This is a genomic window from Streptomyces sp. JW3, from assembly GCF_052216785.1.
Lineage (GTDB): Bacteria > Actinomycetota > Actinomycetes > Streptomycetales > Streptomycetaceae > Streptomyces.
Genome location: NZ_JBQOUX010000005.1, coordinates 1 through 16,492 on the forward strand (window position 1 = coordinate 1; position 16,492 = coordinate 16,492).

Genomic DNA, 16,492 nt, shown 5'->3' on the forward strand with positions numbered 1-16,492 from the left:
GGCCGGAACCAGTCGGTTCCGGCCACCCCGGCGGCATGTGCGGATCTCCTTCTGCACTCCGGTGCGGGCAGCTTCGCAGGGACGCGGGGCGGAGTCGGCATGCGGCTTTGCCGCGTGGGCGCGAGCACCCACGGACCAGCCGCACGTCACCCGAATGCCGCAGCCCCCACGGCGCAGGCACCCCGAGAAAGGCTAAGCCCGCCGCAGCGAGGGCTTCAGCTCCTTCAACCGGCCCAGCAGTCCATTGACGAACGACGGCGACTCGTCCGTCGAGAACTCCTTCGCCAGCTGCACCGCCTCGTCGAGCACGACCGCGTCCGGCGTCTCGTCGACCCAGATCAGCTCGTACGCCCCGAGGCGCAGGATGTTGCGGTCGACGACCGGCATGCGGTCGAGCGTCCAGCCCACCGCGTACTGGGCGATCAGCTCGTCGATCCGCGTCGCGTGCTCCGCGTACCCCTCGACCAGCGTCATCGTGTACTCGCTCACCGGCGGCTGCCGGGTGTCGGACCGGGAGAGCCGTACCCAGTCCGCGAGGACGGTCAGGACGTCGGCGCCGCGCTGGTCGCCCTCGAAGAGGATCTGGAAGGCGCGCTTGCGGGCCGTGTTGCGGGCAGCCACGGTTAGCTGTTCACCCGGCCGAGGTAGTCGCTGGAGCGGGTGTCGACCTTGATCTTCTCACCGGTGGTGATGAAGAGCGGGACCTGGATCTGGTAGTCCGTCTCCAGGATGGCCGGCTTGGTGCCGCCGGTGGAGCGGTCGCCCTGGACGCCCGGCTCGGTCTCCTTGACGACCAGCTCGACGGCGGCGGGCAGCTCGACGAAGAGCACCTCGCCCTCGTGCTGGGCGACGGTGGCGGTGAAGCCCTCGATCAGGAAGTTGGCGGCGTCGCCGACGGCCTTGCGGTCGACGTGCAGCTGGTCGTAGGTCTCCATGTCCATGAAGACGAAGTACTCGCCGTCCATGTACGAGAACTGCATGTCGCGCTTGTCGACAGTGGCCGTCTCGACCTTGACACCGGCGTTGAAGGTCTTGTCGACGACCTTGCCGGAGAGCACGTTCTTGAGCTTGGTGCGCACGAAGGCGGGGCCCTTGCCGGGCTTGACGTGCTGGAACTCGACGACGGACCAGAGCTGGCCGCCTTCGAGCTTGAGCACCAGGCCGTTCTTGAGGTCGTTCGTGGAAGCCACGGTTGCGGAATCTCCTGGACTGGACTGTGACGTGGACGACCCCGGCGCCTGCGCCCCAGCGTGCAGCTAGAGCGCGAGCAGCTCCTTGGTCGTGATGGTGAGTAGCTCGGGTCCGCCGTCCGCCTCGGGGCGTACGACGAGCGTGTCATCGATCCGGACACCGCCCCGGCCCGGGAGGTGGACCCCCGGTTCGACGGTGACCGGCACACAAGCGTCCAGTTTACCCATGGCCGCCGGGGTCAATTGAGGGTCCTCGTCGATTTCGAGTCCGACGCCGTGCCCGCTGCGCGCGGTGAGGTTCTCGGCGTACCCGGCACAGTCCAGCACCTGGCGGGCGGCGCGGTCCACGTCGCGGTGCGCGGCGCCGGGCACCAGGGCCTCCCGGCCGGCCCGTTGCGCGGCGAAGACCAGGTCGTAGAGCTCGATCTGCCAGTCGGCCGGCGAGGTGCCGATCACGAAGGTACGGCCGATCTCGCAGCGGTAACCGCGGTAGGTGGCGCCGAGGCAGACGGAGAGGAAGTCGCCCTCCTCCACCCGGCGGTCGGTGGGCCGGTGCCCGGGACGGCCGGAGTTCGGGCCGGTGCCGACCGAGGTGGGGAAGGCGGGGCCGTCGGCGCCGTGGTCGACCAGGCGGCGTTCCAGCTCCAGGGCGAGATGGCGCTCGGTGCGGCCGACCAGGATGGATTCGAGCAGTTCGCCCAGGGCCTGGTCGGCGATCTCCGCGCCGATCCGCAGGCAGGAGATCTCCTCCTCGTCCTTGACCACCCGCAGCTGTTCGACGGCCTGGCCCAGGTCGGCCAGCCGGAGCCCGGGTGCGACGGAGCCCATCGCCCGGTGCCGGGCCACGGTGAGGTGGTGTTCCTCGACGGCGAGGGAGTCGGCGCCCTGGGTGACGGCGAGGCCACCGGCCGCGACGGCGGGGTCGGAGCCGGGACCGGGCAGGATCCGCAGGCGGAGGCTTTCGTCGGGCCGCCCGTCGGTGGGGCGGTCGCCCGGGGGCTCGCCGCACAGCAGCAGGTCCTCGGTGGCGCCCAGCAGCAGGACGGCGCCGGGCGGGGCGGCACCGGCGAGATAGCGCACGTTGGCGGGCCGGGAGACCAGCGCCGCCGCGCTGCCGCCCGCATTGCAGCGTTCACGTAGGCGCGTCCGGCGGGCCGCGTACACCTCTGACATGAGCCGAGCGTATGAGCTTCGCTGCTTTGACGCCGCTTGGGAGAGGCCGAGTGGGCGGTGCGGCGGGCGGCGGGCGGCGGCCGTGGGGTGGGCGGTTGCCTGTCGGCTGCGGGCCGGTGAGGGCTGGGGGCGCAGTTCCCCGCGCCCCTGTAGCCGGGACAGTGCCCCGCGTCACCGGATCCGGGCGTCCCTCGCGCCACTCCAGTCCCCCGCGTCACCAGTTCGGCGGGCTCGCCATTGATCTGGCCAGTACGTCGTCCAGGATGCGGGCCGTCTCGGGGACATCGATCTGGGAGTTGTCGATGATCGGCAGGCCGGAGCCGTACCAGCCGGCCATCCGGCCGTGGATGCGGGCCACCTCCTCGTCGGTGAGACGGCGGTTGCCCGCCCGCTCGGCGTTGCGCTCCAGGACGACGTCCAGTCCGGGCAGCAGGACGACGGGGAGCAGGCCGGGCCCCACGTGCCGTTTCCAGCCGCCGAGGCCGACCACCGGGCGGTCCGGGAAGACGGCGTCGTCGAGGATGCAGGAGATGCCGTTGGCGAGGAAGTTGCGCGCGGCGAAGCCGCAGGTGCGGCGGGCCAGGCGGTACTGCGCCTCGGAGTGGTCGTTCCACCCGGACTGCGGGTCGGCGAAGCCCGAGCGGACCCACTCGCGCACGTCGTCGAGGCTGATGTGGGCGGTGGGGACGCGGCGGTGGTCCGCCCAGTACTTGGCGACGCTGGTCTTGCCGGCCCCGGCCGGGCCGATCAGCAGCACGGCGAGGACGGTGCCGGCCGGGTCGGCCGTACCGGCCGGGGCGGGCGGCACGCTGGGCGCGGCGACGGACCGGCCGGGCGGCAGCGGGACGTGCCCGGTGGTGTCCGGCGCGGGCGGCGGGGCGTGCTGCGGCGGCGGGGCGTGCGACGGCACCGGCGGGGCCGCCGGGGGTGGGCCCGGGTAGCCGGGGGCCGGCGGCGGAGGTACGGGAGCGGACCGCGCCCCCGGGGGCGGGTCCGGGTGATGTGCGGCCGGGGACCAGCCGGTGGCCGGTCCGTGCCCCGGCTGGTGGGGCGGCGGCAGCGGAGAACCCACTGCGTGCTGCATCCGGTGCCACTCCGTCTCGTTCTTCGGGCTCGGTCCGCCGCCGGGCGCTGCCGCCGGGGCCCAGGGTCGGCACCGGCGCGCACCGTCGGCTCACTCACCGCAGGCGATGGGCGCTGACAGCGGGGCCGGCCCCGCCTCTGTCGCAGAACGGTACCGCCCCCGGCCGTCGTTTGGTGAACGGCCGGGGGCGGTGCCAAGTGCCCGATGGGCAGGGCGAATCGGGCGGATGGTGCTTCGCGGGACCTACTGCCCCACTTCGCCGTAGGCGGCGAGGAGGACCGCCGGGTCGGGGCCCTCCAGGACGGTGGGCTTGGCCAGGCCGTCCAGGACGATGAAGCGCAGCAGGTCGCCGCGGGACTTCTTGTCGACCTTCATGTTCTCCACCAGCTTGGGCCACTGGTCGTGCCGGTAGTGCAGCGGCAGCCCGACCGCTTCCAGGATGCTGCGGTGGCGGTCGGCGGTGGCGTCGTCCAGGCGGCCGGCCAGGCGGCCCAGTTCGGCGGCGAAGTGCATGCCGACCGCGACGGCGGCGCCGTGCCGCCACTTGTAGCGCTCGTTCTTCTCGATGGCGTGGCCGAGGGTGTGGCCGTAGTTGAGGATCTCGCGCAGACCGGCTTCCTTGAGGTCCGCGGAGACGACCTCGGCCTTGACCCGGATGGCCCGCTCGATCAGCTCGGCGGTGTGCGGTCCGGCCGGGGTGCGGGCGGCCTCGGGGTCGGACTCGATCAGCTCCAGGATCGCCGGGTCGGCGATGAAGCCGGCCTTGATCACCTCGGCGAGACCGGAGACGTAGTCGTGGACCGGGAGGGAGTCCAGCGCGGCGAGGTCGCAGAGCACACCGGCCGGCGGGTGGAAGGCGCCGACGAGGTTCTTGCCCTCGGCGGTGTTGATGCCGGTCTTGCCGCCGACGGCCGCGTCGACCATGGCCAGCACAGTGGTGGGGACGGCGATCCAGCGCACCCCGCGCAGCCAGGTCGCGGCGACGAACCCGGCGACGTCCGTGGTGGCGCCGCCGCCGACGCCCACGATGACGTCGGTGCGGGTGAACCCGGACTGGCCGAGCGCCTTCCAGCAGTAGGCGGCGACCTCGGCGGTCTTGGCCTCCTCGGCGTTGGGCACCTGGATGGCGACCGCGTCGTAGCCCTGCCCGGCGAGGTCGGCGCGGAGCGCGTCGCCGGTCTCGGCGAGCGCCTCGGGGTGGATGACGGCGACCCGCTTGGCCTTGGGCCCGACGAGTCCGGGCAGTTCGCCGAGGAGCTGCCGGCCGACCAGCACCTCGTAGGCCTCGCTGCCCGCGGTGGCGCCGACCTGGATGCGGGTGACTGCCTCGCTGCTCATGCTTCCTTCAACTCCAGTGCGTCCAGGGCGGCTTGGGTGACCTCTTCCGGGGTGCGGCCGTCGGTCGGCACGACGGCCGCGGCGACCCCCTCGTACAGGTGCCGTCTGGCCTCCATCAGCTCGCGCCACTGCTTGCGCGGGTTGACCGCGAGCAGTGGCCGGGCCGCGTTGAGCCCGGTGCGCCGGGCCGCCTCCTCGACGTCCATCGAGAGGTAGACGACGCGGTGCGCGGTGAGCAGGGCGCGGGTGTCCTCGTCCAGGATCGCGCCGCCGCCCAGGGAGAGCACGCCGTCGTGCTCGGTGAGCGCCCGGTGCACGGCCTGCTTCTCCAGGGCGCGGAAGGCGGCCTCGCCGTCCTCGACGAAGATCTCGGCGATGGTGCGGCCCTGTTCGGCGACGATGTCCTCGTCGGTGTCCCGGTACCCGGCGCCGAGCCGCTCGGCGAGCAGCGCGCCGACCGTGGACTTGCCGACCCCCATCGGGCCGACCAGGACGAGCAGCGGACGGCTCATCGGATGGCCAGCGCGTCGAGGTAGGAGGTGACGTTGCGCCGGGTCTCGGGCACGCTGTCGCCGCCGAACTTCTCGGCCACCGCGTCCGCCAGGACCAGCGCGACCATCGCCTCGGCGACGATGCCGGCCGCCGGGACGGCGCACACGTCGGAGCGCTGGTGGTGGGCGGCGGCCTCCTCGCCGGTGACGACGTCGACCGTCTTCAGGGCGCGCGGCACGGTCGCGATCGGCTTCATCGCCGCCCGCACCCGCAGCAGCTCACCGGTGGTCAGCCCGCCCTCGGTGCCGCCGGAGCGGCCGGAGGCACGCTTGATGCCCTCGGGTGTGGCCAGGATCTCGTCGTGCGCCTGCGAACCGGGCACCCGGGCCAGGTCGAAGCCGTCCCCGACCTCGACGCCCTTGATCGCCTGGATGCCCATGAGGGCGGCGGCCAGCCGGGCGTCCAGCCGCCGGTCCCAGTGCACGTGCGAGCCGAGGCCGACCGGGACGCCGTACGCCAGTACCTCGACCACACCGCCGAGGGTGTCGCCGTCCTTGTGCGCCTGGTCGATCTCCTCGACCATCGCCTTGGAGGCGTCCGCGTCCAGGCAGCGCACCGGGTCGGCGTCCAGCTGCTCGACGTCGGCCGGGGTCGGCAGCACCCCGTAGGGCGCCTTGGCGGCGGCCAGCTCGACGACATGGCTGACGACCTCGATACCGGCCGTCTCCTTCAGGTACGACCGCGCCACCGCGCCGAGCGCCACCCGGGCCGCGGTCTCCCGCGCGGAGGCGCGCTCCAGGATCGGCCGGGCCTCGTCGAAGCCGTACTTCTGCATGCCCGCGAGGTCGGCGTGGCCGGGCCGGGGCCGGGTCAGCGGGGCGTTGCGGGCGAGCCCGGCGAGGATCTCCGGGTCGACCGGGTCACCGGCCATGACCTGCTCCCACTTGGGCCACTCGGTGTTGCCCACCATGATCGCGACCGGTGAGCCGAGGGTCAGGCCGTGCCGGACACCGCCGAGGAAGGTGACCTCGTCCCGCTCGAATTTCATCCGAGCGCCGCGCCCGTAGCCGAGCCGCCGCCGCGCCAGATGGTCCGCCACCATCTCGGTGGTGATCGGCACGCCGGCCGGAAGGCCCTCCAGCGTCGCGACGAGTGCGGGGCCGTGCGACTCCCCCGCGGTCAGCCAGCGCAACCTGCTCAACGGTGCTCCTCGGTGTTCGCGCCCTGTCCGTCACGGCGCGACCGGGTGCGCGGCCCTGATCCGCCGGTCCCAATCCTCCCATGTCCCCCGGTGCGGTCCGGGCGCCGGTCCACCAACCGGACAGCGGACCGCCCTAGGCGCCGGCCAGCGCCCGCTCGCCGGCCGCCCGCATGGCGGCCAGCGGGGCCGGGCCGCGCCCGGTCATCTGCTCCACCTGGAGCACCGCCTGATGAAGCAGCAGGTCGAGGCCGCCGACCACGGCTCCGCCGTGCGCCGACCAGCGGGCGGCCAGGGCGGTGGGCCAGGGCTCGTAGAGCACGTCGAAGAGGGTCGCGGGCAGCTCCGGCACGGCGGCGGTGAGGGCGTCGGTGGTACCGGCCGGGGTGGTGGCCACGACCAGCGGGGCGCGCAGCGCCTCCGCGGCCCGCGCCCAGTCCACGATCCGGACGTCGACGCCCAGCCGCTCGGCCCAGCCCCGCATCTCCTCGCCCCGGGCCTCGCTGCGCACGTACACGGCGACCTCGCCGGCGCAGATCCGGGCCAGCGCGGCCAGCGCGGAGGAGGCGGTGGCGCCGGCGCCGAGGATCGCGGCGCGCTCCACCTTCTCGACGCCGTGCTCGCGCAGGGCGGCGACCATGCCCGGGATGTCGGTGTTGTCGCCGGTGCGGCGGCCGTCCTCGGTGAAGACCACCGTGTTGACCGCGTCCACCGAGGCGGCCGTGTCGCTGATCTCGTCCAGCAGCGGGATGACGGCCCGCTTGAGCGGCATCGTCAGCGACAGCCCGGCCCACTCGGGGCCGAGATTGCCGACGAAGCCCTCCAGCGCCGCCTCGTCCACGTCGAAGAGGTCGTACGTCCAGCCGGTCAGGCCCAGCTCGGCGTAGGCGGCGCGGTGCAGCACCGGGGAGAGGGAGTGGGCGATCGGGGAGCCGAGGACGGCGGCGCGCCGACCGTCAGTCGCCGGTACTGGCATTGAACTTGTCCTTCAGCTTCTCGAACTCGGCGTTGGTCTTGGCGAACTCGGTGTTGCTCACACCGTCGGTGGCCACGAAGTAGATCCAGCCGTCGTCCGTGGGTTTCAGCGCGGCCGCCAGGGCCTCGGCACCGGGGTTGCCGATGGGACCGGGGGGCAGGCCCTTGTGGTAGTACGTGTTGTACGGGTCCGAGTTGCTGTTGATCTCGGACTCGCTGATGTGGATCTCGCTCTGACCCATCAGATAGTTGAAGGTCGAGTCGAACTGCAGCTTCTGGTTGGTCTCGTAGTTGTCGGGCTTGAGGCGGTTGTAGATCACCTCGGCCATCTTGCGGAAGTCCTCGTGGGTCTTGCCCTCGGCCTGCACCAGGCTGGCGACCGTCACCAGCTGCCAGGGTCCGTCGAGCCCCAGTTCCTTGGACTTCTTCTCGAAGCCCAGCTCCTCGTACTGGTCGGCGGCCCGCGCCACCATCTCCTTGAGGATCTCCTTCGGCTTCTGTCCCTTGGCCGCGGAGTAGCTGGACGGGTAGAGGAAGCCCTCCAGCGGGTCCTTGACGTCCTCGTGGTTCATCGCCCAGTCGGGCAGGCCGAGGTCCTTCCAGTCGCTCTCGGCGACCTTGGCGGTGGTGCCGGCCGCGACGTCCAGACGTTTGTCGATGAGCTTGTAGACGGCGGCGGCGCGCGTGCCCTCGGGGATGACCAGGGTGTTGCGACTCTTGGGACTGAGCATCAGCTTCACGGCGCTCTCGGCGGACATCTCCTTCTCGAGCGTGTAGACGCCGTCCTGGATGCCCTTGGCGTTCGGGTTGCCCTGCAGCGCGGCGATGAAGGCGTCGACGCTCTTGACCACGCCCTTGCGTTTCAGTTCCTGTCCGATGACTGAGCCGCCCGCGCCCTTGGGCACGGTGACGCTCACCTGCGTCCCGTTGCCCTCCCCCGCGAAGTCCGGGGCCGCGCCGAAACGATCCTGGTAGAACTGGTAGCCGAAATAGCCGAATCCGGCCACGCCGCCGCCCAGTACCAGGCAGACCACGAGGCACGCACAACCGTTCCGCCGCTTCTTCGGCTTGCCGCCACGACCGCGCCGGTCGCCGCGTCCGGGGCTGTCGTCATCGCCTTCGTCGGCGCCGTCGTCGCCCGCGAAGAAGGCGTGTTCTCCCTGGTCGGGGCCCGGGTCCCAGTCGGTGCGCTCGGGCTCCGGCTCGGCGCGCCGACGGCTCGGCGGCTCCGGGGGCGGGTACGCGTCCGGGGTGCCGTAGTAGTCGGGCTGCTCGGTGCCGTAGGAGGCGGCGGTCCCCGGTCCGTACGGGTCCGAGGGATCGGCGGGGTACGGAGGCTGCTGACCGTAGCCGGCCCGGCCGCCGGTGTCGTACTGCTGCGGGTCCTGCGGCTGGCCCTGCTGCTGCGCCGCGTACTGCTGCTGGCCGTACGCCGGGTCGTACTGCTGCTGGCCGTACTGTCCGTCGTACTGCTGAGCGTCGTACTGCTGTCCGCCGTACTGTTGTCCGTCGTACGACTGACCGTCGTGCGGGTACTGCTGCTGGGCCTGGCCGCCGTATGCGGCCTGGCCTGCGTCGCCCCAGTCACCGTGCTGCTGCGGATGGTGCTGCGGCTGGCCGCCGTCGGAGGGCTGCTGTCCCGCGGGGGCCTGCTGCCCTCCCCACCCACCGTCCCCGTACAACGGGTCCTGAGGGTGCCACGGTTCGGAGCCCTGGCCCCGGCCATACTCAGTCATGGATCCCCTAGAGCCGCGAGGCGGCGGTCACGCGGCTTTCACGGACCGCTTACCGTTCCGCCTCTCTCCGTGCGGTGGCTGTTCGAACACCGCCGCATCGCGCGGAACGTTACCGTACAGCGATCAGATGACCACTTCGACGCCCTCGCCAGGAGGATTACCTGACACCCGTTCGGATTCAAGTGCCTGCTGAAGGATGATCACAGCGGCGGCCTGATCGATGACCTTGCGGCCCTTCTTGGAATTCACCCCGGAGGCGCGCAGGCCCTGGCTCGCCGTGACGGTCGTCATCCGCTCGTCGACGAGCCGGACGGAGACCGGGGCGATGCCCTTGGCCAGCTCCTGCGCGAACCGGCGGACCTTGGCCGCGGCCGGGCCCTCGCCCCCCTTGAGGGAGCGCGGCAGCCCGACGACGACCTCGATCGGCTCGTACTCCTCGACGATCGCGCGCAGCCGCCGGTGGGCGGCCGGGATGTCCCGGCCCGGCACCGTCTCCACGGGGGTGGCGAGGATGCCGTCGGGGTCGCACGAGGCGACCCCGATCCGGGCGTCCCCGACGTCGATGGAGAGCCGACGTCCTCGGCGCATTACTTCGCCGTCTCCGCGACCAGCCGCTCGACGGCGGCCACGGCGTCGCCGATGGCGGCCGGGTGCTGGCCGCCGCCCTGGGCCACGTCCGGCTTGCCGCCACCGCCGCCGCCGAGCGTCTTGGCGGCGGTGCGGACCAGGTCACCGGCCTTGAGGCCGCGGTCGCGGGCGGCGTCGTTGGTGGCGATGACGGTGAGCGGCTTGCCGTTCACCGTGGTGAACAGGGCCACGACCGCGGCCCGGCCGCCCTGGATGCGGCCGCGCACGTCGAGGACCAGCTTGCGCAGGTCGTCGGCGGTGGTGCCGTCCGGGACCTGGCCGGTGACCAGGGCCACACCCTGCACGTCCTTGGCCGACTCGGCGAGCCCGCCGGCCGCCTGGAGGACCTTCTCGGCGCGGAACTTCTCGATCTCCTTCTCGGCGTCCTTCAGCTTGCCGAGCATGGCCGAGACCTTCTCCGGCAGCTCCTCCGGACGGCCCTTGATCAGCTCCTGCAGCTGGGCGACGACCGTGTGCTCGCGGGCCAGGAAGTTGTAGGCGTCCACGCCGACCAGGGCCTCGATGCGCCGCACGCCGGAGCCGATGGACGACTCGCCGAGCAGCTTGACCAGGCCGAGCTGGGCGGTGTTGTGCACGTGGGTGCCGCCGCACAGCTCCTTGGAGAAGTCGCCGATGGTGACGACCCGGACCCGCTCGCCGTACTTCTCTCCGAACTCGGCGATGGCGCCCTGCTTCTTGGCCTCGTCGATGCCCATGACGTCGGCACGCACGTCGAGGTCGCGAGCGAGCACCTCGTTGATCTTCTGCTCGACGTCGGTCATCACGGCGGTGGGCACGGCGGCGGGCGAACCGAAGTCGAAGCGGAACCGGCCGGGCTGGTTCTCGGAACCGGCCTGGGCGGCCGTCGGGCCCAGGGCGTCGCGCAGCGCCTGGTGGGTGAGGTGGGTGGCGGAGTGGGCGCGGGCGATGGCCGTGCGGCGCCGGCCGTCGATGGCGGCGTGCGCCTTGGCGCCCACGGTGACCTCGCCGACCTGGACGACGCCCTTGTGGACGTAGACGCCCGGGACCGGCTTCTGGCAGTCACGGATCTCGATGACGGCACCGGAGTCGGCCCTGATCCGGCCGGTGTCGCCGATCTGGCCGCCGCCCTCGGCGTAGAACGGCGTGCGGTCCAGGACGATCTCGACCTCGTCGCCCTCGGTTGCGGCCGGCGAGGAGACGCCGTCGACCAGGATGCCGACGATCGTCGACTCGCCCTCGGTGTCGGTGTAGCCGATGAAGTCGGTGGCTCCGGCGCGGTCGGCGATCTCGCGGTAGGCGCCGAGGTCGGCGTGGCCGGTCTTCTTGGCCTGGGCGTCGGCCTTGGCCCGCTCGCGCTGCTCCTTCATCAGCCGCCGGAAGCCGTCCTCGTCCACGGACAGGCCCTGCTCGGCGGCCATCTCCAGGGTGAGGTCGATCGGGAAGCCCCAGGTGTCGTGGAGCAGGAACGCCTTGTCGCCGGCGAGGACCGAGCCGCCGGCGGCCTTGGTGTCGGAGACGGCGGTGTCCAGGATGTTGGTGCCGGCCTTGAGCGTCTTGAGGAAGGCGTTCTCCTCGGCGACGGCGACCTTCTCGATCCGCTCGCGGTCGGTGATCAGCTCGGGGTACTGCTGCCCCATCATCCCGATCACGACGTCGATCAGGTCCTTGACGACCGGACCGGTGGCGCCGAGCAGCCGCATGTTGCGGATGGCGCGGCGCATGATGCGGCGCAGTACGTAACCGCGGCCCTCGTTGCCGGGGGTGACGCCGTCGCCGATGAGCATCACGGCGGTGCGGATGTGGTCGGTGACCACGCGCAGGGAGACGTCCGACTCATGGGCGTCGCCGTAGGCCACGCCGGTCAGCTCGGTGGCCTTGTCGATGACGGCCATGGAGGTGTCGATCTCGTACATGTTCTGCACGCCCTGCAGAATCATGGCGAGCCGCTCCAGGCCGAGCCCGGTGTCGATGTTCTTGCTCGGCAGGTCCCCGAGGATCTCGAAGTCCTCCTTGCCGATGCCCTGGCCGCGCTCGTACTGCATGAAGACCAGGTTCCAGATCTCCACGTACCGCTCGTCGTTGACGGCCGGGCCGCCCTCGACGCCGAACTCGGGGCCGCGGTCGTAGTTGATCTCGGAGCAGGGGCCGCAGGGGCCGGGCACGCCCATGGACCAGAAGTTGTCCTTCTTGCCCAGCCGCTGAATGCGCTCGGCGGGGACACCGACGACCTCGCGCCAGAGCTGCTCGGCCTCGTCGTCGTCCTGGTAGACGGTGATCCACAGGCGCTCGGGGTCGAGGCCGTAACCGCCCTTGTCCTGGGGGCTGGTGAGCAGCTCCCAGGCGAGCTTGACGGCGCCTTCCTTGAAGTAGTCGCCGAAGGAGAAGTTTCCGCACATCTGGAAGAACGTGCCGTGCCGGGTGGTCTTGCCGACCTCTTCGATGTCCGGGGTACGCACACACTTCTGCACGCTGGTGGCGCGGTCGAAGGACGGCTTGACCTCACCGAGGAAGTACGGCTTGAACGGCACCATCCCGGCGTTGACCAGCAGCAGAGTCGGGTCGTCCGCGATGAGCGACGCCGACGGGACGACGGTGTGCCCGCGCTCCTCGAAGAAGCTCAGCCAGCGGCGGCGGATCTCGGCCGACTCCATCAGTGGTCCTCATTCCGGTTGTACGAGTACGTCGTCCTGTCGATGTACTTCGAAGTGGTCGGGTCGTTGCGGTTCTCGATGGCGGCGTACCGCCGGGGCGCGGGGAGTTCCTGGTCGACGGGGGCGTCCAGACCGAGCGCGTCGCCCAGTTCGGCCTCCCGCTGGGCCATGTTGTCGCGGACGTCGAGCGCGAAGTCCACCGCGCGGTCCCTCAGCCGGCCGCCCGCCTCGATCGCCTTGTTCGCCGCGGCGACGGCGAGGTTCTCGGGGGTGAGCTGCCTCAGCTTCCGGTTGACCTTGGTGGTGGCCCACACACCGGCGGCGACGCCGGTGCCGAACCAGAACGTACGGCGGAACATTGCTGGGTCAGTCCTTCTTCCGCTTCGCCCGCCGGGTCGCCGGGACGGTACGGCCCACCACGACGGTGCGCCTGGGGGTCTTGGCCGGCGCGTCGTCCTTGCGGCCGCCCATCGCCCGGCGCACGCCGTAGCCGAAGGCCGCGACCTTGACCAGGGGGCCGCCGAAGGTGGAGGCGACGGTGGTGGACAGCGCCGAGGCGTTGGAGGTGACCTCCTGGACGTCGGAGGCGATCGCGTCGACCCGTTCGATCTGGGTCTGCGCGGAGCGCACCGCCGTGGACGCGTCGGCCAGCAGCGGGACGGCCTGGTCGGTCACGTCCGCCACCAGCTTGGTGGTCGCCTTGAGCGTCTGGGCCAGCCTCACCAGTGCGACGGCGAGGAAGGAGACCAGGATCGCCCAGAAGACGGCCACCAGGATCCCGGCCACCTCGCCACCGGACACTGTGTGCACCCGCTCCCTGAAACGTGCCTGAACATCAAGAACATCGGAAAACTCGTGCACCGAGCCTATCGCGCCGGGGCTGGGGGTCCGTACCGGATTACCGCCCGGACGCACAAGAGTGAACCGGAGTCGCACGAAGCGATTGTACGCAGCGCTTACGCTTCAGTACGCTGCGTCGCCTATGCGTGATCCTCAACCTGCCGGACCGGTCCGACCGGCCGGGAATCTGCCGCTGGAGCTGGACGCCTTCGTGGGGCGCACGGCGGAACTGGCCGCACTGGACGGCGCGCTGCGCGGCGCGCGGCTGGTGACGGTCACCGGGACCGGCGGGGCCGGCAAGTCGCGGCTGGCGGAGCGGGTCGCCGCGCGGTCGGCGCCGCGGGACGGGGTGTGGCGGGTGGAGCTGGCGCCGGTGCGCGACGCGGAGTTCGTGGACTACGCGGTGGTGGAGGCGCTCGGCCTGACCGACCACACCACCCGGACGCCCCGCGAGGCCCTGCTCGCCCATCTCGCCGAGCGGGAGGTCCTGCTGCTGCTCGACGGAATCGAACATCTTGTGGACGCGTGTGCCGAGCTGGTGACGGAGCTGCTGGGCCGGTCCCCCGGGCTGCGCGTGCTGGCGGTGGGTCGCCGCCCGCTGGCCGTCCCCGGCGAGCGGCGGTTCCCGCTGGCGCCGCTGGCCGAGGAGGAGGCGGTGGCCCTGCTCACGGTCCGCGCGGCCCAGCAGGGCGTGGCGGTCGGCGATGGGGACGGCGCCGAGGTGCGGGAGCTGTGCCGACGGCTGGACGGCATCCCGCTGGCGATCGAACTGGCGGCGGGCCGGCTGGGCGCGCTGACGCCGCGGCAGGTGCTGGACCGGCTGGACGACCGGTTCCGGCTGCTGGCCGGCGAGCACCGGACGGTGCTCCCCCGGCACCGGGCGCTGCGCACCACGATCGGCTGGAGCCACGAACTGTGCACGCCCGGGGAGCGGCTGCTGTGGGCGCGTCTCTCGGTGTTCGCGGGCCGGTTCGACCTGGAGGCGGCGGAGTACGTGTGCAGCGGCGGCGGGCTGCCCGCCGAGGAGGTGCTGGACGTGCTCTCCGCGCTGCTCGCCCAGTCGGTGCTGACCCGCGAGGAGACCCCGGCCGGGGCCCGCTACCGGATGCTGGGCACGGTGCGGGCGTACGGCGCCGAGTGGCTGGAGGCGACGGGCGACGCGGCCCGGCTGCGGCGCCGGCACCGGGACTGGTACGTGGGCCTGGCGACCTGGTGCGAGCTGGACTGGTTCTCGCCGCGCCAGCCGGAGGTCGCCGCGCGGATCGAGGCCGAGCTGCCGAATCTGCGGCTCGCCCTGGACCACTGCCTCTCCGATCCGGACGGGGCGCATCTGGGCCAGTACCTGGCGGGCTCCCTCTGGTTCCACTGGGTGGGCTGCGGGCGGCTGGCGGAGGGGCGGCACTGGCTGGACCAGGCGGTCCGCCTGGACGCGGAGCGCACCGCGCGGGAGCAGTCCCGGCTGAAGGCGCTGTGGGTACTGGCCTATGTGGCGATCCTCCAGGGCGACACGGTGCCCGCGCTGGCGGCGCTCCAGGAGTGCCGCCAGGAGGCGGAGCGGGCCCGCAACCCCACGGCGGTGGCGTACGCCGTGCACCGCACCGGCTGTCTGGCGCTGGTCACCGACGACGTGGCGGGCGCCGAGACGCTGCTGCGCGCGGCGCTGGAGCGGTACCGGGAGATCGGCGAGCTGAACAGCAATGTGCTGATGGGCCAGGTGGAGCTGGCGATGGCGCGGGCCTTCCAGGGCGATCTGGCGGACGCGGTGCGGCTGTGCGAGGACGTCCGCCAGGTGTGCGACGACCACGGCGAGCGCTGGGCCCGTACCTACGCGCTGTACGTGCTGGCGTACGCGGCCTGGAGCGACGGCGATCCGGGCGGCGCCCGGCGGCTGCTGACTGTCTGTCTGGTCGACGCGCACGGCTTCCGTGACCTGCTGGGTTCGGTGCTGGCACTGGAACTGCTGGCGCTGGTCACGGTGACGGAGGGGGACGCGGCGGAGGCGGCGGTGCTCCAGGGGGCGGCCGGCCGGATGTGGCCCGCGGTGGGGCTGCCGCTGTTCGGTTCGGCGCACTACAACGCGCCGCACGAGCTGTGCGCGGCGGCGGCCCGGGAGCGGCTGGGCGACGAGGGGTACGAGGAGTGCCTGCGGCGGGGGCCCGGCTGGGCCGGGAGGAGGCGGTGGCCCGGGCGCTGCGGCGGGCCGACGAGGCACCGGCGGGCGTGCTCACGCACCCGCACCCTGCGCCGGGGGCATGAAGAAGCCCGCTGGGCATGAAGAAACCCGCTGTCCCCGCCCGGCGAGGGCGGACAGACAGCGGGCCCGGGTACCGCGGCCGGCTGGGATCAGCGGGCGTAGTACTCGACGACGAGCTGCTCGTCGCAGATCACCGGGATCTCCTTGCGGTTCGGCTCACGGTCCAGGCGGAACGCCAGGGCCTTGAGGTTCACCTGGAGGTAACGCGGGGTCTCGCCGTCGGGGGCGAAGCCACCCTCACGCGCGACCTGGAACAGCGTCTTCTCCTTGGAGCGGTCGCGGACCTGCACGACGTCGTCGGGACGGACGCGGAAGGACGGCTTGTCGACCTTCTGGCCGTTGACCGCGATGTGGCCGTGGACGACCATCTGGCGGGCCTGGTAGATCGTGCGGGCGATGCCCGAGCGCAGGACCAGCGCGTCGAGGCGGCGCTCCAGCTCGATGATCAGGGCCTCACCGGTCTTGCCCTGGACCTTGGAGGCACGGTCGTAGGCGCGGACGAGCTGACGCTCGGAGACATCGTACTGGGCACGCAGACGCTGCTTCTCCAGCAGACGGACCTTGTAGTCCGAGTTCTGCTTGCGGCCGCGGCCGTGCTCACCCGGCGGGTAGGGGCGGGCCTCGAAGTACTTGACGGCCTTCGGCGTCAGCGCGATGCCGAGGGCACGCGACTTCTTGACCTTGGGGCGGGACTGGTTCGCCACTGTCTCTCATTCCGTAGTGTCGGCTTGTCAGGGTTGAGGGAGGTCGCATCCGCAGCCGGGGAAACCCTCCTGGTCCGCGAACGGACTTCGGTGGGCAGCCGCTCCCCTGTACTGGGCACATACGTGCAGCACACGAGTGGCCCACCGACCGGTCCCGTCGTACGCGTGTACGTGGGTGGTGGTGGGCTGCCCGCGACACCGATGGACGGTGCGCGACGCTCCTGGAGCCCCCGAGGGGGTTCCGGCCG

General features: G+C 72.1%; 14 protein-coding genes and 1 pseudogene. 1 reads left to right on the forward strand and 14 read right to left on the reverse strand.

Going from position 1 to position 16,492, the window contains the following annotated elements; all coding sequences use genetic code 11:
• Positions 1-192: 192 nt before the first annotated feature.
• The 13 genes from nusB to ACTT8P_RS03630 all read right to left on the reverse strand — a co-directional run bounded on the left by nusB (position 193) and on the right by ACTT8P_RS03630 (position 13,256).
• Positions 193-621, reverse strand: a complete 429-nt coding sequence (gene nusB / locus ACTT8P_RS03570; protein ID WP_442830035.1) for a transcription antitermination factor NusB — start codon at positions 619-621, stop codon at positions 193-195.
• A gap of 2 nt (positions 622-623) precedes the next feature.
• The gene (gene efp / locus ACTT8P_RS03575; protein ID WP_442830036.1) at positions 624-1,190 is read right to left on the reverse strand and encodes an elongation factor P; all 567 of its coding nucleotides are present in this window, start codon (positions 1,188-1,190) and stop codon (positions 624-626) included.
• Between the two features lie 66 nt (positions 1,191-1,256).
• On the reverse strand, positions 1,257-2,363 hold the full coding sequence (locus ACTT8P_RS03580; protein WP_442830037.1) for an aminopeptidase P family protein: 1,107 nt from the start codon (positions 2,361-2,363) through the stop codon (positions 1,257-1,259).
• A gap of 214 nt (positions 2,364-2,577) precedes the next feature.
• Entirely contained in the window at positions 2,578-3,447 is an 870-nt protein-coding gene (locus tag ACTT8P_RS03585; RefSeq protein ID WP_442830038.1) for a Pro-rich N-terminal domain-containing protein, read from the reverse strand.
• A 243-nt stretch (positions 3,448-3,690) separates the two neighbouring features.
• The gene (aroB, locus tag ACTT8P_RS03590; protein WP_442830039.1) at positions 3,691-4,785 is read right to left on the reverse strand and encodes a 3-dehydroquinate synthase; all 1,095 of its coding nucleotides are present in this window, start codon (positions 4,783-4,785) and stop codon (positions 3,691-3,693) included.
• A complete protein-coding gene (locus ACTT8P_RS03595; RefSeq protein WP_442830040.1) occupies positions 4,782-5,297 on the reverse strand; it encodes a shikimate kinase in 516 nt (171 codons plus the stop codon). The genes aroB and ACTT8P_RS03595 overlap by 4 nt, the downstream gene beginning before the upstream one ends.
• Positions 5,294-6,478, reverse strand: coding sequence for a chorismate synthase (gene aroC, locus ACTT8P_RS03600; RefSeq protein WP_442830041.1), 1,185 nt, complete (start codon positions 6,476-6,478; stop codon positions 5,294-5,296). The genes ACTT8P_RS03595 and aroC overlap by 4 nt, the downstream gene beginning before the upstream one ends.
• A 133-nt stretch (positions 6,479-6,611) precedes the next feature.
• Positions 6,612-7,451 carry a shikimate dehydrogenase gene (locus tag ACTT8P_RS03605; RefSeq protein WP_442830042.1) on the reverse strand — a complete coding sequence of 280 codons (840 nt, stop codon included), beginning with the start codon at positions 7,449-7,451 and terminating at the stop codon, positions 6,612-6,614.
• On the reverse strand, positions 7,432-9,186 hold the full coding sequence (gene mltG / locus ACTT8P_RS03610; RefSeq protein ID WP_442830043.1) for an endolytic transglycosylase MltG: 1,755 nt from the start codon (positions 9,184-9,186) through the stop codon (positions 7,432-7,434). The genes ACTT8P_RS03605 and mltG overlap by 20 nt, the downstream gene beginning before the upstream one ends.
• A 123-nt stretch (positions 9,187-9,309) precedes the next feature.
• Entirely contained in the window at positions 9,310-9,774 is a 465-nt protein-coding gene (gene ruvX, locus ACTT8P_RS03615) for a Holliday junction resolvase RuvX (protein WP_442830044.1), read from the reverse strand.
• Positions 9,774-12,446 (reverse strand): alanine--tRNA ligase, encoded by a 2,673-nt coding sequence (alaS, locus tag ACTT8P_RS03620; RefSeq protein WP_442830045.1) that lies wholly within the window; start codon positions 12,444-12,446, stop codon positions 9,774-9,776. The genes ruvX and alaS overlap by 1 nt, the downstream gene beginning before the upstream one ends.
• On the reverse strand, positions 12,446-12,805 hold the full coding sequence (locus ACTT8P_RS03625; RefSeq protein ID WP_442830046.1) for a hypothetical protein: 360 nt from the start codon (positions 12,803-12,805) through the stop codon (positions 12,446-12,448). The genes alaS and ACTT8P_RS03625 overlap by 1 nt, the downstream gene beginning before the upstream one ends.
• A 7-nt stretch (positions 12,806-12,812) precedes the next feature.
• A complete protein-coding gene (locus ACTT8P_RS03630; protein ID WP_361164902.1) occupies positions 12,813-13,256 on the reverse strand; it encodes a DUF948 domain-containing protein in 444 nt (147 codons plus the stop codon).
• Positions 13,257-13,428: 172 nt separating this feature from the next.
• Between ACTT8P_RS03630 and ACTT8P_RS03635 the strand changes: the two are divergent.
• Positions 13,429-15,642: pseudogene (locus tag ACTT8P_RS03635) on the forward strand (ATP-binding protein).
• Here the strand turns inward: ACTT8P_RS03635 and rpsD are convergent.
• A complete protein-coding gene (rpsD, locus tag ACTT8P_RS03640; protein WP_442830047.1) occupies positions 15,630-16,244 on the reverse strand; it encodes a 30S ribosomal protein S4 in 615 nt (204 codons plus the stop codon). The pseudogene ACTT8P_RS03635 and the gene rpsD overlap by 13 nt on opposite strands.
• Positions 16,245-16,492 lie beyond the last annotated feature (248 nt).